The organism is Enterococcus sp. AMC1623, from assembly GCF_058216495.1.
In genome coordinates, this window is sequence record NZ_CM177096.1 from 1,776,507 (window position 1) to 1,803,241 (window position 26,735).

General features: G+C 35.8%; 19 protein-coding genes. 5 read left to right on the forward strand and 14 right to left on the reverse strand.

The window, feature by feature from the left end:
* Positions 1-65: 65 nt before the first annotated feature.
* Positions 66-1,493 (reverse strand): PTS mannitol transporter subunit IIBC, encoded by a 1,428-nt coding sequence (locus AC4BC7_RS08745; protein WP_207942354.1) that lies wholly within the window; start codon positions 1,491-1,493, stop codon positions 66-68.
* Positions 1,494-1,785: 292 nt separating this feature from the next.
* Between AC4BC7_RS08745 and AC4BC7_RS08750 the strand changes: the two genes are divergently transcribed.
* Positions 1,786-1,953, forward strand: a complete 168-nt coding sequence (locus tag AC4BC7_RS08750) for a hypothetical protein (protein ID WP_490502643.1) — start codon at positions 1,786-1,788, stop codon at positions 1,951-1,953.
* Positions 1,954-2,150: 197 nt separating this feature from the next.
* Here AC4BC7_RS08750 and AC4BC7_RS08755 read toward each other — a convergent pair whose 3' ends face one another.
* The 5 genes from AC4BC7_RS08755 to AC4BC7_RS08775 all read right to left on the reverse strand — a co-directional run bounded on the left by AC4BC7_RS08755 (position 2,151) and on the right by AC4BC7_RS08775 (position 9,381).
* A complete protein-coding gene (locus tag AC4BC7_RS08755) occupies positions 2,151-3,830 on the reverse strand; it encodes a ribonuclease J (RefSeq protein ID WP_207942356.1) in 1,680 nt (559 codons plus the stop codon).
* A 261-nt stretch (positions 3,831-4,091) separates the two neighbouring features.
* Positions 4,092-5,321 (reverse strand): dicarboxylate/amino acid:cation symporter, encoded by a 1,230-nt coding sequence (locus tag AC4BC7_RS08760; RefSeq protein ID WP_207942357.1) that lies wholly within the window; start codon positions 5,319-5,321, stop codon positions 4,092-4,094.
* A gap of 126 nt (positions 5,322-5,447) precedes the next feature.
* Positions 5,448-6,695 carry an MFS transporter gene (locus AC4BC7_RS08765; RefSeq protein WP_207942358.1) on the reverse strand — a complete coding sequence of 416 codons (1,248 nt, stop codon included), beginning with the start codon at positions 6,693-6,695 and terminating at the stop codon, positions 5,448-5,450.
* 179 nt (positions 6,696-6,874) lie between these two features.
* Positions 6,875-8,128, reverse strand: coding sequence for an MFS transporter (locus tag AC4BC7_RS08770; RefSeq protein ID WP_207942359.1), 1,254 nt, complete (start codon positions 8,126-8,128; stop codon positions 6,875-6,877).
* A 38-nt stretch (positions 8,129-8,166) separates the two neighbouring features.
* Positions 8,167-9,381 (reverse strand): pyridoxal-phosphate-dependent aminotransferase family protein, encoded by a 1,215-nt coding sequence (locus tag AC4BC7_RS08775; RefSeq protein WP_490502644.1) that lies wholly within the window; start codon positions 9,379-9,381, stop codon positions 8,167-8,169.
* Between the two features lie 141 nt (positions 9,382-9,522).
* Between AC4BC7_RS08775 and AC4BC7_RS08780 the strand changes: the two genes are divergently transcribed.
* On the forward strand, positions 9,523-11,160 hold the full coding sequence (locus AC4BC7_RS08780) for a PucR family transcriptional regulator (RefSeq protein WP_490502645.1): 1,638 nt from the start codon (positions 9,523-9,525) through the stop codon (positions 11,158-11,160).
* A gap of 39 nt (positions 11,161-11,199) precedes the next feature.
* On the opposite strand, the gene allD is transcribed toward AC4BC7_RS08780, so the two are convergent.
* The 6 genes from allD to AC4BC7_RS08810 form a co-directional block, all read right to left on the reverse strand.
* On the reverse strand, positions 11,200-12,267 hold the full coding sequence (allD, locus tag AC4BC7_RS08785) for an ureidoglycolate dehydrogenase (RefSeq protein ID WP_490502646.1): 1,068 nt from the start codon (positions 12,265-12,267) through the stop codon (positions 11,200-11,202).
* 17 nt (positions 12,268-12,284) lie between these two features.
* The gene (allE, locus tag AC4BC7_RS08790; protein WP_490502647.1) at positions 12,285-13,070 is read right to left on the reverse strand and encodes a (S)-ureidoglycine aminohydrolase; all 786 of its coding nucleotides are present in this window, start codon (positions 13,068-13,070) and stop codon (positions 12,285-12,287) included.
* 22 nt (positions 13,071-13,092) lie between these two features.
* A complete protein-coding gene (allC, locus tag AC4BC7_RS08795) occupies positions 13,093-14,322 on the reverse strand; it encodes an allantoate deiminase (protein ID WP_490502648.1) in 1,230 nt (409 codons plus the stop codon).
* A 174-nt stretch (positions 14,323-14,496) separates the two neighbouring features.
* Positions 14,497-15,432: a carbamate kinase gene (gene arcC, locus AC4BC7_RS08800; RefSeq protein WP_490502649.1), complete on the reverse strand. Its 936-nt coding sequence runs from the start codon at positions 15,430-15,432 to the stop codon at positions 14,497-14,499.
* Positions 15,429-16,262 carry an oxamate carbamoyltransferase subunit AllH family protein gene (locus AC4BC7_RS08805; RefSeq protein WP_490502650.1) on the reverse strand — a complete coding sequence of 278 codons (834 nt, stop codon included), beginning with the start codon at positions 16,260-16,262 and terminating at the stop codon, positions 15,429-15,431. The genes arcC and AC4BC7_RS08805 overlap by 4 nt, the downstream gene beginning before the upstream one ends.
* Entirely contained in the window at positions 16,255-19,263 is a 3,009-nt protein-coding gene (locus tag AC4BC7_RS08810) for a bifunctional FdrA/YlbE family protein (protein ID WP_207942367.1), read from the reverse strand. The genes AC4BC7_RS08805 and AC4BC7_RS08810 overlap by 8 nt, the downstream gene beginning before the upstream one ends.
* A 120-nt stretch (positions 19,264-19,383) precedes the next feature.
* Here AC4BC7_RS08810 and AC4BC7_RS08815 point away from each other — a divergent pair, with 120 nt between their 5' ends.
* Entirely contained in the window at positions 19,384-20,955 is a 1,572-nt protein-coding gene (locus tag AC4BC7_RS08815) for a PucR family transcriptional regulator (protein ID WP_490502651.1), read from the forward strand.
* Positions 20,955-21,761 (forward strand): alpha/beta hydrolase, encoded by an 807-nt coding sequence (locus AC4BC7_RS08820; protein WP_490502652.1) that lies wholly within the window; start codon positions 20,955-20,957, stop codon positions 21,759-21,761. The genes AC4BC7_RS08815 and AC4BC7_RS08820 overlap by 1 nt, the downstream gene beginning before the upstream one ends.
* Before the next feature lie 106 nt (positions 21,762-21,867).
* Here AC4BC7_RS08820 and AC4BC7_RS08825 read toward each other — a convergent pair whose 3' ends face one another.
* Both AC4BC7_RS08825 and AC4BC7_RS08830 read right to left on the reverse strand, forming a co-directional pair.
* Positions 21,868-22,920 carry an aspartate-semialdehyde dehydrogenase gene (locus AC4BC7_RS08825; protein WP_207942370.1) on the reverse strand — a complete coding sequence of 351 codons (1,053 nt, stop codon included), beginning with the start codon at positions 22,918-22,920 and terminating at the stop codon, positions 21,868-21,870.
* 438 nt (positions 22,921-23,358) lie between these two features.
* A complete protein-coding gene (locus tag AC4BC7_RS08830; protein ID WP_490502653.1) occupies positions 23,359-25,125 on the reverse strand; it encodes a glycoside hydrolase family 13 protein in 1,767 nt (588 codons plus the stop codon).
* A 297-nt stretch (positions 25,126-25,422) separates the two neighbouring features.
* Between AC4BC7_RS08830 and AC4BC7_RS08835 the strand changes: the two genes are divergently transcribed.
* Positions 25,423-26,676 (forward strand): extracellular solute-binding protein, encoded by a 1,254-nt coding sequence (locus tag AC4BC7_RS08835; protein ID WP_490502654.1) that lies wholly within the window; start codon positions 25,423-25,425, stop codon positions 26,674-26,676.
* Positions 26,677-26,735: the final 59 nt, after the last annotated feature.

Consider the following 26,735-nt stretch of genomic DNA (forward strand, 5'->3'; position numbering starts at 1 on the left):
GAGTAATCTCCCTGCTTTTCGCCCCATGTTCAATCAAGTAGCGAGCAAACAGCTAGCTATGATGCTTATTGTTCTTTCATTCGATTAACAACTTCTTCATAACGTGGACTATTCATAAAGTTTTCAACTGTCACAAAATCAGAAGATGGTGCTTTTTGTTTTGCACGTTCATATAACTCAACTTGTGTGACGATTAAAGTGTTTGGTTCGTCTTTTAGATTGTTAATTGCTGAATTGGTTACTGGAACATCAACGCCAGCTTTTTTAATCATGTTACGTAAGACCGATGCGCCCATCGCACTTGAACCCATTCCAGCATCACAAGCAAAGATAATTTTATCAATTTGTTTATCTGCTGTTGGTGCTTCAACAACTGTTTCTTCTACTACCGCTGTTTGTGCTTGACCTTTACTTTCGGCTTTCGCAGCTGCAACGGCTTCTTGTGTTGCTGCAAATTCATCTTCTGTTGAACGATCAGATTTCAAGATAACCATCGAAATCAAGAAAGAAACAACGGCTGCAACAACCACACCAGCAATTACTGGTAGATGGCCGCCTTTAGGTGCCATACCTAAGATTGCAATAATTGATCCTGGTGAAGCGGCTGCCTGCAAGCCTGCATTTAACAATTGGAAAACGAATGTTCCTGAAACCCCACCACCAATAACGGCTAAGAATAAAACTGGTTTCATCATTACATATGGGAAATAAATTTCATGAATCCCACCTAAGAATTGGATAACTACTGCGCCTGGTGCAGAAGACTTCGCTGAACCTTTACCAAACAATGTATACGCTAACAATATGCCCAAACCTGGACCAGGGTTCGCTTCTAATAAGAATAGAATTGATTTTCCTGTTTCAAGAGATTGTTCTGTTCCTAACGGTGTTAAAATACCATGATTAATTGCATTATTTAAGAATAAAATTTTTGCTGGTTCAATAAAGATATTCGCTAATGGTAATAAATTCGCATTGACAATAGCTTCTACGCCATTTCCCATCATTGTTGTTAATGAACTAACTACAGGTCCAATACCATAAAATCCTAAAATTGCTAACGCAAAACCAATTAACCCTGCTGAAAAGTTATTGACTAACATTTCAAATCCGGCACGAATTTTATCTGAGAATAAGTCATCAAATTTCTTAATACACCAACCACCAATTGGGCCCATAATCATTGCCCCAATAAACATTGGCACTTCTGATCCGACGATTACCCCCATCGTAGCAATTGCCCCAACCACTGCACCACGTTGACCATGAACCATGCTTCCGCCTGTATATCCAATTAATAATGGCAATAAATACTTGATCATTGGGTCAACCATTGTTGCTAACTGTTCATTTGGCCACCAACCTGTTCCAATAAATAATGCTGTAATAACACCCCACGCAATAAAGGCACCAATGTTTGGCATCACCATTCCGCTTAAATAACTTCCGAAACGTTGAACCTTGGCTTTCATTCCTTTTTTCTCTTCCGCCATGTCATTTCTCTCCTCCCAATAAATAAATTATTTTTCTTTACACACTTAGTCTAAATTATTTTGGTAGGGTTTTCAATTGTTTCTATATGGAGTTTTGGCACACTTCTTTGTGCCATCATTGTATGTGAAAAATAACAATAACAAATGAATATAATCACTACGTTGAACTGCTTTATAAATACCTAGTAACATCGTTTGCAACTAGCATTTAGCTCAAAGATAGATTTTCATAAAACCATACTTAAAATTATGTTACAATTAAAGAAAGCGTTTTACAAGCAGGAGGCATTCTATGAAAAAAATATCTCTAGTTAATTTTATTGGTGCCCTAATAATTCTATTAATGGTGTGGTTTCCTCCCACAAGAATTTTTTTAACCGATGTCGATTTTGGAACGCCTATAGTGGGTATTCTTTCTTTGCTGTTATGTATAAGTACAGTCGGAGCCTATAAAAAATAGATATTTTTTCATTTATAATTAGTTTAAGTCCTTTGATTTTTATCGTTGTACTTTTCATTATAGCTTTATCAGGTGGTCCTTTAGCCCCCTAATTTGTTGGCAAATGAAAAATAGAGCAACAAGCAAATCACGTTGATTTCCTTGTTGCTCTATTTATTTTCATTCAATGTTAACGACTGTTGTCACTATCGTAGCGCTTATCTTCTTCTATTTCGTTGACTAGCTTCCATGATGACCGGTAAAATCACTGGTCGACGTTTTGTTTGTTCAAACAAATAACGACTTAATTGGTCACGAATATCTTGTTTTAATTTACTCCATTCAAAATCGTCTTCATGGAGATGTTTGTCAACAATTTGCTCAACCATTTCGCCACCTTCACGAATCAAGTCACGACTTGCTTTGACATAAACAAAACCTCTAGAAGTAATCTGTGGTTTCGATACAATTCGTTTTTCTCGGCGATTAATGGTCACAACAGCGACAAAGATACCATCTTCTGATAACACTTTACGGTCTTTTAAGACAATATTACCAATATCACCGACACCAATTCCATCAACCATAACATTTTCTGCGGGAACTGAACCGGCCGTTGTTAGCTCGCCTTTGTCGTATTCCAAGACGTCCCCACGCGCAGTAATAAAGATACGGTTTAATGGCAAACCTACTTCTTGCGCTAAACTGGCATGGGCTGAAAGCAAACGATATTCTCCTTGTACTGGAATGAAATATTTTGGTTTCATTAGGTTCAACATTAACTGCAAATCATTTGGACTTGCATGCCCGGATACACGTAAGTTATCCGAGATATTTTTCACAGTAGCACCGGCACGATAAATAATATCTTCTGTTTTTGCTACAAAGGTTTCCATCGCAATCGTTGGCGTTGTAGTAATATAAACCAGATCGCCCTCTTTAATCCGTAATGTACGGTGAGCACCACTTGCCATTCGTTGTAAAGCTTTGATTGGTTCACCCATTCGACCAGTTTCTAAAATAACTAATTGGTCGTCATCATAGTTTTTCATTTCTTTTTGAGTAATTAAAATAGCTTCATCAGGAATTTCTAATTTACCTAACTTCATCGCCGTACGAATAATTTTACCAAAGTCTTGTCCCGTCAATGCCACTTTGCGGCCCGAACGATAAGCAGCATCCATCACTTGTTGTACACGTTGTAAGTTACTAGCAACACAAGCAACAATAATGCGACCTTCCCAATAACGAATAGTATCATAGACTTCATCTGCAATCTGAGCTTCTGAAGCTACTGTGGCAGGATTTTCAGCGTTGCTTGAAGTACTTAATAAAGCCAACACGCCTTCTTTACCAATCTCCGCTAGACGAGCAAAATCTGTTTGATACATCGGAACAGCTGCCTGATCAAATTTAAAGTCTCCTGTATAAACGATATTGCCAGCTGGTGTTTTCAAACTGATTCCGACTGAATCTGGAATCGAATGAGTTGTTGGAAAGAAGCTAACAGTTGCAGAACCAAAGTCAATTTCAGAATGCACATCAATGACGTGGAATTCTTTAAATTTTTTTGTTGGTTCGTAACGTTGTACGGTTAATTTAGCTAATTCAATTGTTAATTTTGTCCCAAATACTGGCGCTTGGATTTTTTCTAAAAAGTATGGTAATGCGCCAATTGCATCAGCATGTCCATGTGTTAAAAATACACCCGCCACACGCTCGGCATTGTCTTCTAAATACGTGAAATCAGGAATGACCGTATCGATTCCTAATAACTCATTTTCTGGATAGCGTAGACCACAGTCTAGCACAAATATATCCTCTCCCACTTCAGCAATGTACAAGTTTTTACCATTTTCTCGCACACCACTAAGGGGAATAATTTTGATTTTACTCAAAATTTTCACCTCTCAATTGTTTATATTTACTACTTCTTATAAGTATGTATATTTATTTTTAAATAAGAAACACGTTCATTATTATCCTATTCATTATACAACACATTTTACGAAAATCGCAGTGTTATATCTTCTACCTACACGAAAATATTCTTCTACAGTATAACATAACTTCATTCTTAAAAAGAAGATTCCAATGATTCTATCAGCGATTTATTAAAAAAACAGCTAATTTCTCTAAAGAAACTAGCTGTTCATTTATTATCCAATTACTTTTTTGCCGTTAAAAACATCATAGTCAATTTCATTAACTGATTTAGCAACAACAATCGCTGAATAAACATCGGAATTTACATTTAAGATGGTTCGTAACATACCGACAAACCACTCGACACCAGCAAAAATCGCAATACTTTCAATTGGCAGACCCATTTGTGGGACAATAATCGCTAAAGAAACTAAGCCTGCACCTGGTACTACTGCATTGGCTAAAGAAATTACTGTTGCAGCAATAGCGACATAAATCATTTGCGAGATACTAAAATCGATTTGATACATTTGGGAAATGGTCATTACCGTAATGGCCATATGCATCGCTGAACCGTTACTATTTAACGACATTCCTAGAGGTAAGACTAAGTTGGTGATACGATCACTTACACCTAATTTATTTTGCGTTTCCTCCATTGCAGTTGGCAAAGTAATGGCTGAGGAAGTTGTCGCCAAAGCCATGATAGTCATGTTTTTCATATTTTTGATTAAACGTAGTGGGTTGACACCTACATATAATGTAATGAAGGTAATCCATAATCCCAAGAATAACAATGTAGCTAAACCATACACGCCCAAATAAGAAAGCAAGGACAAAATAATTTCTGGGCCTAAATTACTAATTGTTGATGCAATAAGAGCAAAAATACCTAGTGGTGCAATAATCATCACATAGCGAATAATCATCAAAATAACTTCATTAAAATCAACAATGATTTGAGCAAGCCCTGATTCAGGATGTTTGCTCATAAACTTATTTAATGCAATCCCGAAAAATAGCGCAAAAACAATAATTTGAACAATGGTACCACTTGAAAGTGACGCAAAAATGTTCGTAGGGATAAAGCCTAAAAAGGTTTCGGAAAAGGATATTTCTTGTGCTTCAATAGCTGTCTCTTGCACATTCGACAGATCCGTTCCGCTACCAGCATTAAATACGACTGCCATCAAAATGCCCCAAGTAGCTGCTAAAAGCGAAGAACAACCAAACACAAAAATTGTGCGTCCACCTAAATTCGTTAGTTCTTTTGATTCAATACTTGCAACCGCTTGAATAATTTGGCCTAAAATTAAAACCGGAATAGCCATTTGCATTAATCGTAAGAACAAATCACCTACAATTTTTAAATGTTGTGCCATTGATGGAACTAGTATACCAACCAATATACCAATAACCACAGCAATGACAATTTGACTCGTCATCGAAATTTTCTTTTTCATATTCTCTCCTTTTTCAATTTCAGAATTTTAAAACTTTTTCTTTACATGCAAACTGACTATCTTAATAAATAAAGATAGTCAGTTTATAGTATACACTAAATTTAAACAAAGAAAATATTCATGCCTTTAATTAGGAGTCGCACTTTTTTCTTTAGCCAATAGTGCAAATAAAATGACACCAATAATTAATAAGATACTAGCTAAATAAAAACCTACTTGCATTGATCCTAATGTATCAGCTAAATACCCTGTTACATAAGGTGCTAAGATTGAACCAGACATACCAATAAAGTTATACGCACTCAAGGTTGTACCTAACGCATTAGCTGGTGCATTTCTTGTTACATAAGTTACTACAATCGGATCTAGAGCTAATTTACCTGTTAATCCATATAAAACCAACATCGCGATTAAGATTGTTCTATCTTGGACAAAGGCAATCGCAAAAACAGAAAGGATTGCTAATGGAACCAAAGTGAAAACAAGCGGTTTCGCTTTCCCTAATTTATCGTTAATGCGTGCAAATAATAACGCTCCAGGTATTGATGCCCATGGAACTAAAGAAGAAATAAATCCAACACTTGAACCTTCGAAGCCTCGCTCAGCAATTAAAAATTGAGGCAACCAGGTAATAATTACAAAGTTTGCATAGATACTTGTAAAACATAAAATAAACGCAGCTAATAAATTACGATTACTAAAAATTGCAATTAAAGATCCTTTTTGTTTTACAGGTGCTTCTTGAGCAGTTTTATTCACATCTTCTGGTCGAATAACTTTTTCTTTCAAAACAATAAAAAATAAAATGCCGACAATCAGCGTTGGTACAGCCATAATATAAAATGGTTTGCTCCAATGTTCCCCATTTTCTAAAACTAATTTACTTGATAGTAAATACCCTCCTGAGGTACCAAACGCCATCCCACTATTGATGATTGCGTTTCCGACTGTTCGTTTGTTATCAGGAATTGCTTCAGTAGATAACGCATATTGCGGACCATAATATGCGCCTTGACCAATCCCAGCAAATGCTCGAATCATTAAGAATAAAACAAATGTTGTTGCTATTCCTGTTAAATAAGTCATAATAGCTAAGACAATAAATCCGATGGTAATAACCAATTTCCTTCCGATTTTATCACCAATAACACCAAATGGTATCTGAGCAATTGCGTAAGTTAAGAAGAACATACTATTCGCTAAACCTAATTGTGTGTTACTCAAACCAAATTCTTCACCAACAACGCCCATGATTGGATTAAAGATTGTTCTTGTTGCATACATCAATACCCAACCAACAAAAAAGATAGCTACAACTTTAATCCAGTAGTTATTACTAACTTTTACTCCTGATGGTTCGCTTGTTCTCTTCATATTTTCCCCTCTTTTCTACTCTTTTTTTTAAAACAATATGATGTTGTTTTATTGCCTTTATCTTAAAGGTTAGGAGAATACGCTTACAATAGAAAAATGTCCAAATTTTAGTGTTCTTTTTTATCCTTAAAGCGAAAAAGCATGTGAGAATAAGTTATTCTCACATGCTTTGATTAAAATTATTTTGCTTTTTTCAAGTTTGCTGATAAGAATAGCAACGTTCCGACAACTAATAGAACGACTGAAATGTAAAAGCCCATTTCTTTTGAACCAGTCATATCTGAAATTGAACCGGTTAAACGTGGTGCAATAACCGATGACATCATTCCAAAGAAATTAAATACACCTAATGTTGTTCCAACACCAACTTTTGGTGCATTTTCACCTAACCAAGAAATGATAATTGGTTCTACCGCTAATTTTCCTAAGAATCCATATAAGATTAATGCAATCAATAAGAAGACTTGGTTGGTTGATTGTACTGTAATCAATAACATTGCCGCAGCTAGTAATTCTAAAACAACGATAAATTGAATTTTTTTGTTCATGTATTTATCAGCTAAACGACTGAATAATAAAGCTCCTGGAATTGATGCAAAGGCAACTAATGAAGCAGAAAATCCAATCGCTACACCTTTGAAGCCACGTTCTGTTCCCAAGAAGTTTGGTAACCAAGTAACTGTCATATAATACGCGTAACATGTTGCAAAATATAAGATATATGTGAACAACATTCTTGGTGCAAATAAACTCTTGAACGATACATCTTCTTTAACTTTTTCAGGCGCAGCTTTCTTTTTCTCTTCTAATTTTGCTTTTTCAATAAATGCTACGTCATCTTTGTTTCCGCGGATTACTAAAGCAAATGCGATTAACATACAAACGATTAAGGCTACTGAAATGTACATCATAGTTTGCCAAGGCATTTGCATTTGAACAACTAGTAAACTAGAAAGAATCAAACCAAATCCTGAACCAATCGCCGAACCACTATTAACAATCGCTGTTGAGAAACTTCTTTTTGCTTGTGGAATATTTTGTGAAGTCAATGAATACGCAGCTCCATAAAATGATCCACAACCAATTCCGGCTAAGAAGCTTCCTGCATAAATCATTCCAATACTTGATGCTTGTGAGATTAAGAACGCAGCAATTCCAAATAAAATAAATCCTGGAAGCAAGACTTGTTTCTTACCAATTTTATCAACTAAAAAGCCAGCAGGAATCTGCATGATAACATATCCTAAAAAGTAAAAACTTGAAATTGAACCTAAGGCGCTGTCTGAAATGCCGCCTCCTAATGAATCGTTAATTTGTGGATATACTGGCGCTAACGCTGAGCGATAAATCCAAATTGTTACCCAGCCTGAACAAAGCAAGATGATTATTTTTTTCCAGTATTCCATACCAGCATTAACTTTTTTTGTTTCCATTCTATTTCCTCCATGTGTGCAAAGTAATAACTTTACAATTAATTATTCTCATAAATCGCTAAAGCAGCTTTCACCGCTTCACCGTGTTTGATTGGTGCTCCATAATATGTTAAGGCACCTTCTAAAGCGGTTAATACTTGTAAAACATTTTCATGACGACTACTGTAACCCATGTTACCAATACGCCATAATTTTCCTTTTAAATCACCAAATGAAGAGGCAATCTCCACACCAAATTGATTCAATAATAATTCACGAACTTGCTCGCCATCACCAACACCATCTGGAATCATTACAGGCGTAACTGTTGGCATTTTTGTTGTTAAATCACCATAAAAGCCCAGCCCCATCGCTTTAATTCCAGCAACAATTGCTTGGTCATTTAATGCATGACGTACATAAACATTTTCTAGACCTTCATTAATAATTGAACGTAATCCTTCATGTAACGCATAAATCATACTTGTTGCCTCAGTATGATGATTAATACGTTCTGAACTCCAATAACGTTGCAATTGACTTAAATCTAGGTAATTACTAGAAATATGATTTTCGTTACGATCATCTTTACTCAAACCTAATTCTTTTTGGTAACGAGCATCTAAAACTGCTTCAACACGGTCATTGTAAGTCACTAATGACATTCCAGCTGGTACACTTAAACATTTTTGTGTTCCACCAACCGCAATATCAACACACCAATCATCAACTTGTAGAGGAACACCACCATACGTAGCAACCATATCAACTACAAAGAACATGTCATTTTCACGGCAATGTTGACCAATTTTATCAATTGATTGCATTTGACCATTGGCTGTTTCACCGTGAACCATCGCTACAATTTTTGGTTGGAATTCATCGATGGCATCGATCACTACTTGTTGATCAAATGTTGATGTCCACTCTTTTTCCAGATACATAATCTCTGCTTTGGCACGTTCAGCAATTTCACCTAATAAATAAGCAAAACGTCCATATGCCGGAATCAACACTTTATCTCCTGGTTCAATGAGTGCAATCATAGCTGCCTCTAAACCAGAACGAGAAGTGCCATCAACAGCAAAGGCTTCTTTATTTTGGGTCCCAAATGGTAATTTAATCATTTCTTTGACATTATCCATAATTGTCAAGAAAGCTGGATCAAACTGACCCAAAATTCGTGAACTCATTGCTTTTAACGCAACAGGATTTGCCTCAACGGGTCCAGGTGTCATGATGGTTCTGTGTGGAATTACTAATTCTGAAAACATACTATCTCATCCTTTTCTTTTTTTTTGAAAAATAGAGTTATCACTTCAGCACAACTTATGACTAATTTAAGCCAGTTTATACAAAAAATGATTTGAGTCTATTCTCCTTTTTTTATATAATAGCAAAAAGGAGATGTTTTTGTGAAAACCTTAATCGATTTGTTAGCGATTCCTCGCTTTACAAATTTAACATTGCTTACCGATTCGGTAGATGCAACTTGCGAAATAGAGAGCGTTGAGATTACAGAAACGCCAGATATTGCTCACTATATTCCTGAAAAAACGTTTATTTTAACGACAGCGATGATTTATAAAGATAATCAACAAGCGCTTTTTACTCTCATCGACTCATTAAAAGAGAAACAGGCTATCGGCTTAGGAATTAAAGTGGGACGTTTTATCGAAGCGATTGATCCTTCTGTTATCGCCTATGCGAACCAAAAAAAATTGCCAATTGTTCAAATACCTAGCACCATTCCATTAGGTAATTTGTTACATCAATTGCTGAATTTATTATGGTATACAAAAACTGAGCAACTCAGTTACGCATTAGATATTCAAAAGCAATTTTCTGACATGTTGGTAAATGATGTGAGTTACGAACGCTTCATTGATAGTTTTGGCGAACTGGTCAATGCACCAGTTATCTTATTAAATCCGTATAAAAAGATACTTGCTTGTTCGAAACATTTTACAAAAATTACCACACCTGCAGATTATTATGTCGAGCAATTGTCACAACGAAACTTTGCATTTGCTCAGAAAAAAGCTACCTCGTTGTTGATTGAAGATTCAACTAATAAAAAATTGCAAGTAGCGTATTATCCAGTGGAGATTAATAGCTATTTTCCACATTATCTTGTGATTTTGAATCCTGAGCAGATTCCTTATCCAGTATCTGATTTTGCAATCGATCAAGCAAAATTGGTCTTGTCATTTATGCTTTATAAAAATCAAAAGATTCAAGAATCCTTGGACCATTTAAAAACTGATTTTTTAACACGAATGATAGAATACCAACAATCATCTTCCCCTAAGGAACGTGACTGGCTTGATTTGGGCATCAATTACGGATTAGTTAAAGCACGACATTATCGTATTATTTATATTGCTTGTCATAGTAATAATTCAAAAAAAATTCGCTATCAAGAAGAGGAAAGCCAACTTGCTTTTCAATGGTTACAAGAATCACTTGATTCTCAAATTAAAGATATGAGCTTATTCAAAATCAAAAATACCAATCATTTTGCCTTGCTCATTCAACATAAATTAGATCACGTTGAAGAGGTTTTACTAAATGCCGCAAATGAATTAAAAATAATTAGTGGCATTCAATTAGTATTTGGCATGGGAAATATTTATGATACGATTCAACAAGTTGCCAAATCATTTATTGAAGCAGAGAATGCTTATAATGAAATGTTGACGACAACGATTGACTTAGAGAAACCAATTGCTCATTATCAACCACGTGGGATGCGAAATTTATTTGAAAAAATTAATATGACGGATATCCACTATTTTTGCGAGAGTACTTTGAAAGAATTGGCTTATCCTTCAGAAGACTCTTTTATCGAATTACGGAAAACACTCAAATGTTATTTAGACTTTCAATGTGAAATTGCTCAGACAGCCAAAGCATTGTTTGTCCATCGAAATACGATTAAATATCGTATTGAGCGTTGTTCACAACTCCTTGGAAAAGACATTCATGATTCAGTCACTAGTCTTGATATTCGACTTGCGTTGGAATTATCAGAAGAGACTTTGGATCAATAAGTGTCAGGAGAACAAGAGAAATCTTGTTCTCCTTTTTTCTTACTCTTTTTCTGCAAAAGCGTTTGAACCACCATATTGATTGAAATGAACCGTGTCACTCTTCAAATAATCATAAATATTCGCAGCAACAGGAATACCATTTTCCATGTAGTTTTCGAAGTTCAATTGATTGATTTCACCCGGATAGTACACTTGTTTAAAACCTTCTGCCACAGGAATGGCATGTAAATCACTTACCATGGTTTCGATATTTTCTTTGAATTGTTCTAAATCAGTGAAGCGTTTTGGATCGATTAAAATAAAGATTTGTCCTAAATCACGTCCTTTTGTTAAATCGTTGTACATTGATGACACATTTTTCCCAAACGGTAAACCTAATAACATTCCTGATAAAATATCCACCATCATCATTAAGCCAAACCCTTTAGGTCCGGCAATTGGTAATAACCCATGCACGTCATGAGGATTTGTTGTTGGTTTTCCTTCACTATCAACTGCCCAGGTATCTGGGATATCTTTATTTTTAGAACGTGCATCTAAAATTTTGCCCCATGCTTGTACCGTAGTGGCCATATCAAAGACTACCGGATCACCTACTTTTCGTGGAGCGGCAAAAGCAATTGGGTTTGTTCCAAAATAATTTTCTTTACCACCAAATGGTACAACCATCGGATCTGATTGACACATTGAAATGGCAATTAAATCTTGCTCTGCTGCTTTTTTTACATAATAAGATAGTGCGCCGCTGTGGCTCATTCTACGAATCCCAACAACCGCCACTCCGGATTCTTTCGCTACATCCATTGCATATTCTAAGCTCTTCAACGCAACAAATTGTCCTACACCATTTTCTCCGTGAACAATTCCTGTGCTTGGCCCAGTTTTTTCAAAATTAATCTCCGGGTCAAGATTGACACCGCCTTTAGCAATTCGTTCAGCGTAATAATCTACACGAACAGCGCCATGTGAGTGAATGCCATTTGCATCTGCAAACACAAGATGATTGGCAACTTCATTGGCATGTTCTGATTTTAGCCCAGCTTTTTCTAATTTTGTTTGGATTAATTGATGTAATTCATTTGGTTGTACAATAACTGTTTCTTCCATTTATATGCTCCTCTGCCTTAAATTTCAGGATCGCGATTGCAATCTTTTGAGTACACGTAAGATAATGGTTCTCCTCGACCAACAGCATAGGCTGCTTGTTGGACATAAGAGCTCATAAAAATATAATCTCCTTTTTCAACGGGATACCATTCATTATCTAAATTGTACATACCTTGTCCTGAAAGCAAGTAAGCACCATGTTCTTGATAATGTGTTTCAACATAACCGTGGCTTGCACCAGGTTCAAATGATAAGATATGGAAATTCATATCAAAACCAAGGTCTTTTGGTAAAAAGTCCCATAATAAAACATCTTCCATACCTTCGTATTGAACGGGTTCAATATCTTCAATGTTACCTACCACTTTATGAGCTTCGTAACCTTCTAATGGTTGATAACGTTTTTTGTAAAGGAAAATTTCTGTTGGTTTTTCTTGAGCATTTTTCAAGTACATTAATTGACTTGCAGGAAAATACGCATAACCACCGCTTGTAAGTTTATGTGTTTCTTTATCATCACGAACTTCCAATGCTCCTTCAATCACGTAGACTAGTGTTTCCACACCTTCTCCGCCAAAACCGCGACTGTTTTCGCCATCTTTTTTCATTGTGATAATATAATCAACAAAATTTGCTCCAATTTGTTTGGAACCTAAAATTGAGCAATCACAGTTTTCAAATCCTGGTATCACATTATTAACTAAGCCATCATGAGGAAGAATAGCAAAATTATTCTTCTTGATCACTGCTCTAGATTGTAATAATCCATCTAAGTACCCTGTGTTGTTGTTTTTGTAACCCATGCCTATTCCCTGCTTTCTACGTTTATTCTTTATATGCTAATTCATATAGGGCTCTTGCTAACACTTTTACACCTGCAACTAAATCTTCATGGTTGGTTGCTTCTGCTGGATTATGACTAATCCCCTTAATACTTGGAACAAAAATCATTGCTGATGGATAATGAGGCGCAATAATTTGAGAATCATGTCCTGCACCACTATGCATCACTTTGTATTTCATGTTTTCTTCTTTGGCTGCTTTTTCTACAGTCACTACAATTTCTTCATTCATAGGTACAGGTGTTTCATCCATCCATAAATCAATATCAATATCTAACTGATGTTTTTCAGCAACTTCTTTCATTAACGCTTCGGCTTCTTCTGTGAAGTTCTTTAACACATCTTTGTCTGTATGACGACAGTCCATGGTGAATAATACTTCTCCTGGAACAACGTTTACCGTATTCGGTTTTGGTTCAACCTTCCCAAACGTCACTACAAGCGGATCTCCGACGACTAACGCACGATCGATAATCTCTGAGCAAATCTTAGAAAAACCGTATACAGCATCCTTACGATAGCCCATAGGTGTCGTTCCAGCGTGGTTTGCTTCACCTTTTAATACAATCGTGTAGCGACGTTGTCCTGCAATGTTGTTGACTACACCAATTTGTAATTCTTCATTTTCTAAAACATTTCCTTGCTCAATATGGATTTCAACAAAAGCACGGATGTCTTCTCTTTTCGGTGTGCTCTCATCGCGGAAATCAAATCCTTGGCGATGCATTTCATCGACAAATTTTTTCCCTTCAAAATCAGCAATTTCTTCTACATCAGCACGTTTTGCTTCACGGACGAAGTTTTTACTGCCCCAGAAAACAGTTGGGAAACGACTACCTTCTTCTTCAGCCATTGAAATCACTTCTAAAGAACGTAATGGTTTGCCATAAGTTTCTAATAAGTATTGAATCGCCACATATGCTGCAATCACACCAAATTGTCCATCTAAATTTCCACCATTCACAACTGTATCAATATGTGAACCAGATAAGATGGTTTCTTCTGGGTATTTTGTTCCTTCTACACGACCAAATAAATTTCCTACTTCATCAAATGAAGCTGTTAGTCCTGCATTGGTTAATTGTGTTTCTACAAATTTTTGCGCTTCTAACCAAGAATCAGTATAAAGAAGGCGCGTCATCCCTCCAGTTGGATCGCTGCCAATCGCTGATAGATTTTCGATATTATCTGCTAATACTTTCTCTAAATCCATATATTAAACATCTCCTTTGTTTGTTATATCTATTGTAATCGTTTTTAAACGAATTATCATTGTACATTTGTAACAAAATCAAATGACTTTTTGTGCTAACTTGCCATATAATTTATGTTATAAAAAAAAGAACTTGAAAATATCCAAGTTCTTCCCATCTATTTTTTCATTTTGCTAATCTGAAACAATCGTTGTGCCAGCATCATCCTGAATATTTTCTAAATTCTCGATTGAAGTAATTACTGCTTTACGGTTGCTTGCCGCTTTAACAAAGTCCAATGCTGCTTCAATTTTTGGTAGCATACTGCCAGCAGCAAAATGCCCTTCTGCAATATATCCTTCTGCTTCAGCAATGCTGATTGTTTCTAACGCTTTTTGATCTGGTTTGTTATAGTTGATATAAATGTTATCAACACCCGTTAATAAAATTAAACGATCTGCTTTGACATTTTCTGCTAAGACTTTTGACGTAAAGTCTTTGTCAATAACTGCCTCAACACCCACATAACCACCATCTTGAGCAACAACTGGAATCCCGCCACCACCAGCGCTAATTGTTACCACACCGCCTTGAGTCATTGTGCGAATGGCATCTTTTTCAACAATACTTTGTGGTTGTGGTGAAGGAACCACTTTGCGATAGCCTCGACCTGAATCTTCAACAAAAGTTGAATTATCTTTTGCTGCTTCGATTTTTGATTCTTCTTCTGTGAAGAAAGGACCAATTGGTTTTGTTGGATTTTTAAATGAAGGATCATTTGCATCAACTTCTACTTGTGTTACAACTGATACTACTGGTTTTGATACATTACGCTTAGAAAATTCATTATTCAACGCATTTTGTAACCAATAGCCAATACTACCTTGTGTCATAGCGACACAAGAATCTAATTGCAATGCTGGATTTTTTTCACTTTCACCAGCTTTTTGCTGTAATAATAAATTCCCTACTTGAGGACCATTTCCGTGACAAATGACAACATCTTCGCCTTTTTCTACAAAATCAACAATATATTTTGCAGCTTTTTTAATAAATTCTTTTTGACCGACATCTGTAGGATCCGTATCTAAGATAGCGTTTCCACCTAATGCAATAACATTTAAACTCACGTTATTCTCTCCTTTTTCTCGTCATTATCGAGCGCCAATAATAAGCCATAACTTAAATCTTTTCCTGAAGAATGCCCAATTCGCATTACGTGCTGTACATCTTTTTTAATAACAGTTTTTTCTTTATTCGCTTCTAAATCTACATATAATTGATAAACAAGCGAATTAACATAGCCTTTAATGGAGTACCAAATGTATTCCTTACTGATATCAGTAGTTGAAAGTGGTTGTTGCAAAGCAGTGAGAACTTCTTTTGCTCGGGTATCTTTCATGACATGTAGCATAACTAAATAAGCAACTAGAATATCATCCCCACTAGGTGTTAATCCTTTTCCTCTACCAACAAGATAGGCAACAATTTCTTGCCACTCACGTAATGTCTGTTGTTTCCTTTGGCGCATTTTTTGGAAAATAATTTGTTCTTTTTCTTCTAAGGGTAAACCAATTTGCTGTTCTAAGTTTGCTTCCAATAAAACTTTTCTTAACAATTGTCGTTGTACAGTTGTTAATTGAAACTGTTTAACTTGAAGGCTGACAACTTCATATTCTGACCATGTAATTTTTTTGATTCCATTGCGACTATACAACGTCAAACCATTCGCAAAAATTTTCACGAGATTATCTTGTTGCACATAAGGAGTAATCGCTTGAAAAAGATCATCTGGTAAATAAATTCCAAAACTTGATAGGTAACCTGCATAATTAGCCACATTTACTAAACGATCGCCCACTTTAAGATTAAAGGAACGATCAAAAGCGCTATGGATTTTTCCCATCTTACCGAATTGGTCGATGGGAAAAATACCGTCGCTAATTTTTACGTTATTCAACGTCAATGCCTAATTCCTTCGCATAAGCTTCTAAAGCATTTTCAAAACATCCTAGAGGTGCGCGAACTGTACCAGCACCTACTTGACCACGCCCTGCTTCTTTGTGCGCAATACCTGTATTGATTAATGGTGTAATACCAGTTTCAACTACTTTACGGATGTCAATACCTAGACAAGTTCCTTTAAAGTCCCAAGTTGGAATTGTGAATGTTGGATTGTGGGTAATACAAATTTTTGCCATTTCGTTTGAAATATCTAAGGCATCTTGGAATCCACCAGCACCAACGAAACGTGTAACACCTGGAGCAGCAACCATAGCCATTCCACCTACACCAATTGTTTCAGTAATTGCACTATCACCAATATCTGGATTACCGTCTTCTTCTGAGAAGCCAGTGAAGTACAAGCCTTTAGGCGTATTTACTGGAGCAATGTGCCAAGTATCACCTGTTTCTGCAATACGTACACCGAAGTCAACACCGTTACGTGCCATTGTTGTTACAACAGTTCCTTTTGTGCCTTTACGTGCACCATCAACAATAGCTTTACTTGCTGCCATCATGATGTTTAGGAAGAATTGATCAGTGTCTGATAAGAATTTAATTACTTCATATTTTTCTTCTTCAGAAATATCTAAGGTTGTAATTAATGGTGCCATTTCTTTTAAGAAGTTTAATGATGCTGCAATATTACGTTGGTGGAATTCATCTCCCATTGTAATTGAACGAGCAATCAATACGTTTAAGTTCAAGCCTTCTTCTGTTTTTTGTAATGCTTTAGATAAAGTTGGTCCTAAAACATCTTGAATCCAGATTAAACGGTCAACTACTTCTTTTGAATAAGCGCCGAAACGTAACACTTTTCCGATACCTTCATTTAAGATACAGAATGCGCGGTTTCCTTCTGAACGGTTTTCAATCACAGACATTGGCATGTTTGCTGAAGAAATACCACCCATTGGTCCAACGGCTTGAACATGGTGACAAGGAATGAAGCGAACTTCATCATTTTCAAACAGTTTCAAAGCATCTTCTTCAGTTGTTGCCCAACCTTCAAATAATGCTGCCCCTAGACAGGCACCTTGCATAGGTTTTGTCATATCTTCCCATTTAATTGGCGGTCCGGCATGAAGTAAGGTTTTCTTCTCTTCGTTTAACTCTGGAATAACTGTTTTCGCTGGAACGACATCCACTAAGAATGGTTGTGAATTTTGCATTTTATCAATTACTTTTTGGTTTTCTGTTGCAATTTGTTCTTCATAATCTTCAAGAGCATCTAAAATGCGAATCATTTTTTTGTTTCCATTCGCACGTGGGCGCCAGTTAAATTGCTCAGATTTTCCGCCATATTCAACGATTGATTCGTTGAAGCTTTGTAAGCCAACGTTAATAATACGTGGTTTTGTATTCAATAATTCCATCACTTTTTCGCTAACTTCAGGAATTTCAACTGTTTCGCCTTCGTATGCAACTACTGATTTATCTTCTTCAGTAAATTCAATGCCTTTTAGTAATAACGCTAAGCGAACTGCTTTAGCATTGCTTTCTTCAACAAATACCCCTGCATCTTTTAGTCGTTTTACTGTCTCATGATAATTTTGTGGATCTTTAGTTGTTCCACATACAGTTGCTACAAAGTGTAATTCACGTCCATCAGCTTTTGCTGTTTGGCGCGCTTCTTCAATCGCTGGTAATAACGCACTTGCCATATCTGCATGTGCACCGTAACCTAACACAACATCGAATAAGATGATGCCTGTATCTTTATCGGTTGCATATTCTCTGATTTTTTGAATACGAACTTCTGGATCAATCATTGGATGTGGTTTACCTTGTGTATAGATATCATCCCCTAAGTCCATTACTTCATAACCATGTGATTTCAAGACAAAGCCTTCTTTTTTCACTAAGCCTTCCAAACCTAATGCCTCAGAAATTAACATACCTGCTTCAGAAGCCAGTGTTCCGCCTGAATACAACCCTTTAACCACTTTATCTTCTGGTAAAACAGGTGCATCTGGTTTAGCAATTGCTTCTAAATAGTTAGCTTTAATAGCTTCTTCGTTCGCTAAATCAACCGCAATACGAGCTGTTTCTTCTAATGTGTGTGCTAAATAAACTTTTCCTTCATGGGCAGTTGGTTTTTCACCTAAGAAAATAGCAACAACTGGTTTAGAAATACTTTGTAATAATTGAACCACTTCATCACGTACTTCTTTTGCAGGTGGTTTAGAGATAACACAAATCACATCTGTTGGTTCGTGGTTTTCTAAAGCAACGATGGCATCTTTCATTGTAATTGCGCCAACTTTATCGCTTAAGTCACGACCACCAGTTCCAATTGCGTGAACCACACCGCCGCCTAAACGGTCAACGATAGTTGTTACTTCTTGGATTCCTGTACCTGATGCACCAACAACACCGATGTTTCCTGGTGATACTACGTTAGTAAAGGCAACTGGAATACTAGAGATAATCCCTGTTCCACAGTCAGGTCCCATCATTAAAAGACCTTTTTCGTGAGCTAATTTTTTCAAGCGTACTTCATCTTCAATTGCAATGTTGTCTGTAAATGAAAAGACGTGTAAATCATTTTTTAAAGCCTTTTCCATTTCAGGTGCACCGTATTCACCTGGAATACTAAACAATGCCACATTTGCATCAGGTAATGCTTCTAAAGCTTCTGCCCAAGAAGTTGATGCAGCTTTGGCTTCTGATCCACCTTTAGAAGATAAATCGCTTAGAAATTCATCGACAGCCGGTAATACTTCGTCCATAATATTATCATCTTCACTGTCTACAACAATCATCAAATCGTTTGCTGATGCTGCTTCAGCTTCTGTTGATAATAGATTAGTATTGCGCAAAATGTCTTTGTTTGCATCTGTCCCCATCATAATTTGGCTCATTGTAACGTTCTCAAATTCATTGATCTTGTTCGTCAAAAGCATCAAATTGATTGAATCTTGGTAGTTATTTTTCAAAATAACAGTATTTAACATTATATTTCCTCCTTTTATTGCTTACATCCTTATTGTAATTTTTGTTGTTTGCGTTTACACTGGACAAAAGTCTAAATTTATTTTACATTTTTTATCCAAAAAGCGCAAAAGGAGACAACTATGACAATTAAAGAACTTATGTCTTTAGAACTTTTTAAAACCTGCAAACTTTTAACTGGAGATATTGGATTAACCAATGAAGTTGATTCTGCCATGGTATTAGAAGCTTTAGATATTGAAAATTGGAGCAAAAAAAATCAATTAATTTTAACTTCACTGTATGCTTTCAAAGATTTGCCGACAACTGATTTAATTAATTTTTTCCAAAAGATGAAAAATTTAGGAGTTAGTGGTTTAGTCGTTAAAATGGATCGTTTGATTACGGTTTTGCCCGATTGGCTTGTCACACTTTGTTTTGAACATCAAATTCCTTTAATTAAAGTGGAACAAGAAATTAGTTACGAAAAAATCATGTTAACTATCTATGAACCATTATTAAATCATCAAGGGCACTTATTGCGAACGTATTATGATGTTCGTCAGCGTTTTACCAAAGTCGAACGTAATCTGCATTCATTTGAACAAATTATGGAAACTTTTTATCAATTAATTCAATTGCCTTGCACACTTAGCATTCCAGCTCTGTCACTCGATATACACAAAGGCCCTTCTTTTGAACAATACATTGTGCAAAAAAAAGATTATATCGAAACCAACGAGTTTACCAAAAATTATTATGAACGCCTGAATTTATTTTCTTTAGATGGTTCACAACAAGCAACTGCTTTACAAACTGAAATTACGACACGGTTTGGTAGCCCTTGTACGCTGATTGTTTATCAATTGAAGCAAACAATTGAAGCCTCGCATATGATGATTATCGAAAATGTCATTGATATTATTCATGAACGTCTTCAAATGGAATATCTTTTGAAAAAAGAACGTTATGCCCGGATGAATAATTTGGCAGATGCTATTTTACAAAATACCCCCACAAGTTTGGATGAATTAAATAGTTTATTAGAAGAAGCAAAAATGAATAATTTTCGTTATTATCAAGGGATTACTTTTTCCGCTAAAGCTGGAGAAACATATCCTCATAATTCTGAAATCTTAACACGACTCTATGCGTTGCGTTCAAACACAATTTTCTTTGAACATTACAACTATACGGTTATTTTGTACAATCTTGAAAAAATGGAACAAGAAATTAAAAAAGAAGAAATCAAAAAAATTATCGATGCAACAACTCTTGAATCGGAAGAAATCACTATTTCTTTCAGTTTGGTTAAAGAAAAAGGGGAATTAAAAGAAATCTTGCTGGAATGCCTTGATGCCATTCGTTTCAATCAACATTTTCATATTGATCCGATTGTGTCGATTAATGATTTAGGAATCTTTCGTTATTTCATGAGGGAAAACCAAGCTGAACAACTAGAAAAACTAGTGCCACCGCAGTTGCATCTTCTATGGGAAAAACACGAAGAGCTATTTCTTACGTTATATACCTTTTTCCAAGTAGGAAGAAATTACAAAAAAACAGCTGAGACGCTCTTTTTGCATTCAAAAACGATTCGTTATCGTCTTAATAAAATTGAACATTTGTTAAACATCGATTTGACAAATCCAATTCAATTGGTTAATTATGAGATTGGGACGTATTTATTGAAAACAAAAAGGAGAGACAAATAATGACTGAAATTCTCACGTTAAATAACGGCTGTCAAATCGCCGTAAATACACCAGTTACAACCAATGGAAAATATATGGTGTATTTACATGGGGGTGGTTTTGTATACGGAAGTAAAAATGACTTACCCCAAGCATTGGCACAGCAATTCTTGGATGCTGGATATACGATTTTAGCGATGGACTATTTATTAGCGCCCAATCATTCATTAAAAGACATTTTAACAGGTATTTATGATTCTTTTGCTGAAATAAAAGAGACGATAATTAAAGATGCCCCCTTTAGTTTTTGCGGACGCTCGGCAGGCGGTTATGCACTGTTATCTTTAACTGCTCATTTGTTACAAACAAATGCGACTTTACCAGAATGTCTAATTAATTTTTATGGTTATTACGATTTGAAATTTATCCATACAAAACGCCAATTAACAAGCACTACAATTACACCAGAAATGATTGCAGGTATCGATCAAACCCAGACCGTTTGGGACGACCCGCTATTACAACGTTATGTATTATATATGTATGGTGTGCAGCAACAACAATTAAATGATTTTTATCAAGTGTCTGAACAAACAATCGATGATTTTACTATTTCTGCAGAATTATTGAAACAATTTCCGCCTACTTTTAGCACAGCCAGTACTTCTGATGCAGAAGTTCCTTTTAAATATAGTAAATCATTAAAACGTTTGATTCCCGACTGCAAATTTGTTCCTGTTTATGATTTAGAACATGACTTTTTAAAGCAACCTGAAGATGAACAAGTGCAAAAAGTATTTAACCAACTAGCTACTTGGTTAAACTAACACAAGCCAAATAAAAATATCCGAACTATATAGAACATCCTCCTGCATTTGCACAGGGTTTTGTTATATAGTTCGGATATTTTGCGTGACCACTTAGTCGTTTTGATTATACACGTACTAAGTCCATCTCATGCAATGTTTCTGCAATTTGGACAGAATTCCATGCAGCACCTTTTAACAAGTTGTCTGAAACTACCCATAAATGGAAACCATTATCCACATCAACATCTTTACGAATACGTCCGACAAAAGTTTCTTTTTTGCCAATACTATTTAATGCTTGCGGATAGATTTGTTGACTTGGATCATCTTCTAAAACAACACCTGGTGCAGCTTCCATTAATGCACGAATATCAGCGACAGTTAATTCATCTTTTGTCTCAATATAAACAGATTCTGAATGACCACTAGCGACTGGGATACGTACACAAGTTGCTGATACTTTGATTGTGTCGTCTTCCATGATTTTTTTCGTTTCGCGAATCATTTTCCATTCTTCATAAGTGTATCCTTCTTCAGCAAATACATCAATTTGTGGTAAGGCATTAAATGCTAATGGATAATGTTTTTTATCTCCGCCACAAGGTAAAATTTCAGCTTTCAATTCTTCAACTGGTGTATCATTTAAATACGCTTGTGTTTGTTCTTCTAATTCGCGAATAGCACTCGCTCCAGCACCAGAGACTGCTTGATATGTAGACACAATCACGCGATCTAAACCAGCTTTTTGGCGAATCGGTTCTAAAGCAACCATCATTTGAATTGTTGAGCAGTTTGGATTAGCGATAATTCCTTTATGATTTTTCAAGGCTTCTTTATTTACTTCAGGCACCACTAATGGCACTTCTGGGTCCATACGAAAATGGCTAGTATTATCAACAACAACTGCACCACGTTTAACAGCTTCTGGGGCGAATTGTTTCGAAATGCCGCCGCCAGCACTGAACAAAGCGATGTCAACATTCTCAAACGATTCTGGCACTAATTCTTCAATAACCAGTTCTTCTCCTTTGAAAGTAGCTTTTTTTCCCGCAGAGCGCTTAGATGCTAATAATTTTACCTCTTTAATAGGTAGCACAGTTTGCTCCAACATTTCAATCATTTTTGTTCCTACTGCACCAGTAGCTCCTACCACCGCAATACGATATCCTGACTCCATCTAAAACACTCCTTTAATTAATTCAACATTTTCATTATTTTATCATACTTCTTAGAAATTTCTAGCGTTCTGTCTGAAAATTTTTATACTTCTCATTTAAAACCCCTGTGATAAAAAGATAATTATCTATAAAAACCTTTATAATTCAAGGAAAATAACTTTAGTGTTTTTCCTTAAGAAACGTTATACCTCTTGTTTCCAACGCATCAAATATATGAGAATTTTCTCATTAAATAACGAAAGGGAAACTACCCTTGTAAAGAATAAAGAGTACCTAGCAAAATGTTTTTATTTGTGAAAAACACTAACTTTGTTCTATAATTGAGTTAAGAAGAATTTTGGGGAAGATTCTTCGCAACGTGTATAGGAAAAACTTCCTATTTAATAATCAAAGACAAAGGAAACAAGAGCGACTTCGCCTTGTTTCCTTTGTCTTTTTTATTCTTGGATAAATAATGCAAAACCTCTTGGAGCAACTTCCACAGTTGTGTCAGATGCTTCCACTAAATTACTTAAAAGAATATCACCAGCTTTTTCAGCGCGAACTTCTTTCGTTCCTGTGTTGAAAATTCCTGTTAGAACCACGCCATCTAATTTTCGTTCAAAAACAATGACCCCTGAATCTTCCGACACTTGTTTCCAATGAATGGTTCCTTCTGAAAGAATTTTTTGATTTGTTTTACGTACGCTAATTAGCTCTTTGGTAAATTGATGTAAATTCAAATCTTGTTCTTTTTCCTCCCAAATCATACATTTACGACAATCAGGATCCATTTCCCCAGTCATCCCTACTTCATCCCCATAATACAGGCAAGGAACACCAGGTTGAATATAGGTAAAGGCTAAAACTTGTTTCATTAACTCTTTATCTTCTTTTGTTTCAGTTAACAGACGTGGTGTGTCATGTGAGTCTAAAACATTAAATTGTATTTGATTGGTTTGATCGCGGTACAACATCAATTGATTGTTCATTTCAGAAACCATTTTACTCATGCTTAATTCGTTTTTAACAAAATATCCCATAATGGCATCTGTGAAAGCATAATTCATCACAGCATGGAATTCATCGCCTTGCAACCAGCTTTGAGAAGAATGCCAAATTTCACCTAAAATATAGAAATCATCCTTGGCCTCATCACAAACTTGACGGAACTTTTTCCAAAACGCATGATCGACTTCATTGGCAACATCTAAACGCCAAGCATCAATATCAAATTCTTCAATCCAATAACGAGCAATAGCCAAGAGATGTTCTTGTACTTCTGGATTAGCTGTATTTAATTTCGGCATATGGGGCGTAAAAGCAAACACATCATACGTAATATCTGTTGCTTCTTCAAAGAATGATCCTTCTTGATAACTTGCTGGAAATTCATTTACATGGAACCAATCAGCATACTTAGATTTTTCGCCATTTTTCAAGACGTCTTGCCATTGAGGCGACGTGTCTCCCATATGATTGAACACTGCATCCAACATAATTTTAATACCACGTTTATGACATTCTTCTACCAAATTTTTAAATGTCTCTGCATCGCCAAATGCTGGGTCAATTTTTAAATAATCAATTGTATCATATTTATGATTTGAATACGCTTCAAAAATCGGACAGAAATACAAACCATTAATACCTAAGTCTTCTAAATAATCCAAATGATCAATTACACCTTGTAAATCGCCGCCAAAGAAATCTTTGTAGCTAGGATCTTTAGACCCCCACGGTAATGTCTCTTCTGGATCATTACTCTTATCTCCATTTGCAAAACGTTCTGGGAAAATTTGATACCAGACCGTTTCTTTCACCCATTCTGGTGCTTTAAAGCGGTCAATTTCTTGATAAAATGGCATTCTGAAATAATTATTGGGCATTTCTAAAAATTTATCTGTTAATGGATAAACCCCATGGTCGCCATAAAAGACTGGCAAGCCATCTACACCTACTAATGAGAATGCATAAGACAAACGTTTATAAGGTGCCGTCACCTCAACAAACCAATAATCATATAAATCCGTCGACATTAACAACGTCATACGTAATGGTTTTTTATGCCATTTTTCCTTATTCAATAAGTACGGATCTCCATGTAATAAAGAAACCTCGCGAACATCTCCTCTAGCGGTTCTTAAACGGACGTGCATTGTTTTTTCATCATATAGATAAGCAAATTCACTTTCTGGGCGATGATAAATAGCTGCTGTATTCATAAAATTCATTTCTCCTTTTCAATTTTTCACTATTATTATGACACATAAGAAAAACGGTTGCAACGATTTTACAGCAATCGGTTGCATTTAATTTTTCAAACTGAACAATTGCTGTTTCTTTCCTTTTAATTATTAGAAAGTTTCTGAATTTTCTCATTTTGTCGTAATCCTATAAACACTAGAGTTATCAGCTATTTATACTTTTTTTATTTTTTTGCAACTTAAAGCTTGACTATTTCAGCAAACGGTTGCATAATCACATGTGTAGAAGAAATATTATTTATGGAGGACAACAAAATGAAGACAAATTGGAAAAAATATGTGACAACTGGCTTAATGTTAGGTAGCGCGTTATTATTAGCAGCTTGCGGTGGAGGTAACTCTGATACACAAGAGGATGCAAACGCTTCATCAAATGAAGAACCTAAAGTTGAAGGAAATGTAAAACTTTGGGTAGACCGTGACTTCCTTCCTGCATATAAAGAAATCATTGCTGATTTTGAGAAAGAATATCCAGATGTAAAAGTTGAATTGACAGAAGGTACTTCTACTGATGCTCAAAAAGATGTATCCAAAGACCCTAAAGCAGCAGCCGACGTATTTATGATGCCACACGATCAATTAGGACAAATGGCTGAAGCTGGCTTAATTTATCCAAACACTAAATACGCAGATGATGTCAAAGAGAATAACGTTGAATCAGCCATTGAAGGTGCTTCTTGGAAAGGTGAACTTTACGGCTATCCTTATGGTGTGGAATCACAATTCCTTTACTACAATAAATCAAAATTATCTGAAGATGATGTGAAAACTTGGGAAAGCCTAACATCTAAAGGTAAATTAGGCGCAAACTTTGGAGAAGCTGGTGCCAATTATGTCTTCGCTCCATTGTTTATGAGTAACGGTTTACACTTATACGGTGAAAATGGTGAAGATTCAAAAGGAACAGACTTTAATACAGAACCTGGTATTCAAGTTATGCAATGGATTGCTGATCAAAAAAATAATCCTGGTGTTGTTCAATCAAACGCTGAAACTTTAGCAAGCTTACAATCTGGTAAAATTGATGCCTTCTTATCTGGTCCTTGGTCTAAAAATGACGTTATCAAAGCCATTGGCGATGATATGGCAGTAGCTGCTTACCCAACTGTTGACTTTGGTAATGGTCCAGTACAACAAAAAGCCTTCATGGGTGTAAAACTATTTGCTGTAAACCAACAAACAGAAGCTCCTTTAGCAGCAATGGCGTTAGCTGACTATATCAGTAATGAAAGCTCACAACTTACTGTCTTTGAAAGTAACGGAATCGTTCCTTCAAACAAAGCAGCTCAAGAAAGTGACACTGTCAAAGCAGATGCTGTCTCTACTGCTGTAGTTGAAATGACTCAACCAACACACACCGTTGTAATGCCTAAAATTCCTGAAATCGTATCATTCTGGCCAGCGATGGATGCCGTAATCAACGATACTTACAAAGGAAAAATCAAACCAGCTGATTATCAATCAAAATTAGACAAACTAATCAATGATGTAGGTACTCCAGCAGAATAACAACCGAACATTTAAGGCGAAAGAGCCCTTCTTTCGCCTTCCTTTGTAAAATAATGAAA

Coding starts and splice junctions, on each gene's coding strand:
- AC4BC7_RS08745 (WP_207942354.1), bottom strand. CDS start 1,493: ATGGCGGAAGAGAAAAAAGGAATGAAAGCCAAGGTTCAACGTTTCGGA.
- AC4BC7_RS08750 (WP_490502643.1), top strand. CDS start 1,786: ATGAAAAAAATATCTCTAGTTAATTTTATTGGTGCCCTAATAATTCTA.
- AC4BC7_RS08760 (WP_207942357.1), bottom strand. CDS start 5,321: ATGAAAAAGAAAATTTCGATGACGAGTCAAATTGTCATTGCTGTGGTT.
- AC4BC7_RS08765 (WP_207942358.1), bottom strand. CDS start 6,695: ATGAAGAGAACAAGCGAACCATCAGGAGTAAAAGTTAGTAATAACTAC.
- AC4BC7_RS08770 (WP_207942359.1), bottom strand. CDS start 8,128: ATGGAAACAAAAAAAGTTAATGCTGGTATGGAATACTGGAAAAAAATA.
- AC4BC7_RS08775 (WP_490502644.1), bottom strand. CDS start 9,381: ATGTTTTCAGAATTAGTAATTCCACACAGAACCATCATGACACCTGGA.
- allD (WP_490502646.1), bottom strand. CDS start 12,267: ATGGAAGAAACAGTTATTGTACAACCAAATGAATTACATCAATTAATC.
- allE (WP_490502647.1), bottom strand. CDS start 13,070: ATGGGTTACAAAAACAACAACACAGGGTACTTAGATGGATTATTACAA.
- allC (WP_490502648.1), bottom strand. CDS start 14,322: ATGGATTTAGAGAAAGTATTAGCAGATAATATCGAAAATCTATCAGCG.
- AC4BC7_RS08810 (WP_207942367.1), bottom strand. CDS start 19,263: ATGTTAAATACTGTTATTTTGAAAAATAACTACCAAGATTCAATCAAT.
- AC4BC7_RS08815 (WP_490502651.1), top strand. CDS start 19,384: ATGACAATTAAAGAACTTATGTCTTTAGAACTTTTTAAAACCTGCAAA.
- AC4BC7_RS08820 (WP_490502652.1), top strand. CDS start 20,955: ATGACTGAAATTCTCACGTTAAATAACGGCTGTCAAATCGCCGTAAAT.
- AC4BC7_RS08825 (WP_207942370.1), bottom strand. CDS start 22,920: ATGGAGTCAGGATATCGTATTGCGGTGGTAGGAGCTACTGGTGCAGTA.
- AC4BC7_RS08830 (WP_490502653.1), bottom strand. CDS start 25,125: ATGAATACAGCAGCTATTTATCATCGCCCAGAAAGTGAATTTGCTTAT.
- AC4BC7_RS08835 (WP_490502654.1), top strand. CDS start 25,423: ATGAAGACAAATTGGAAAAAATATGTGACAACTGGCTTAATGTTAGGT.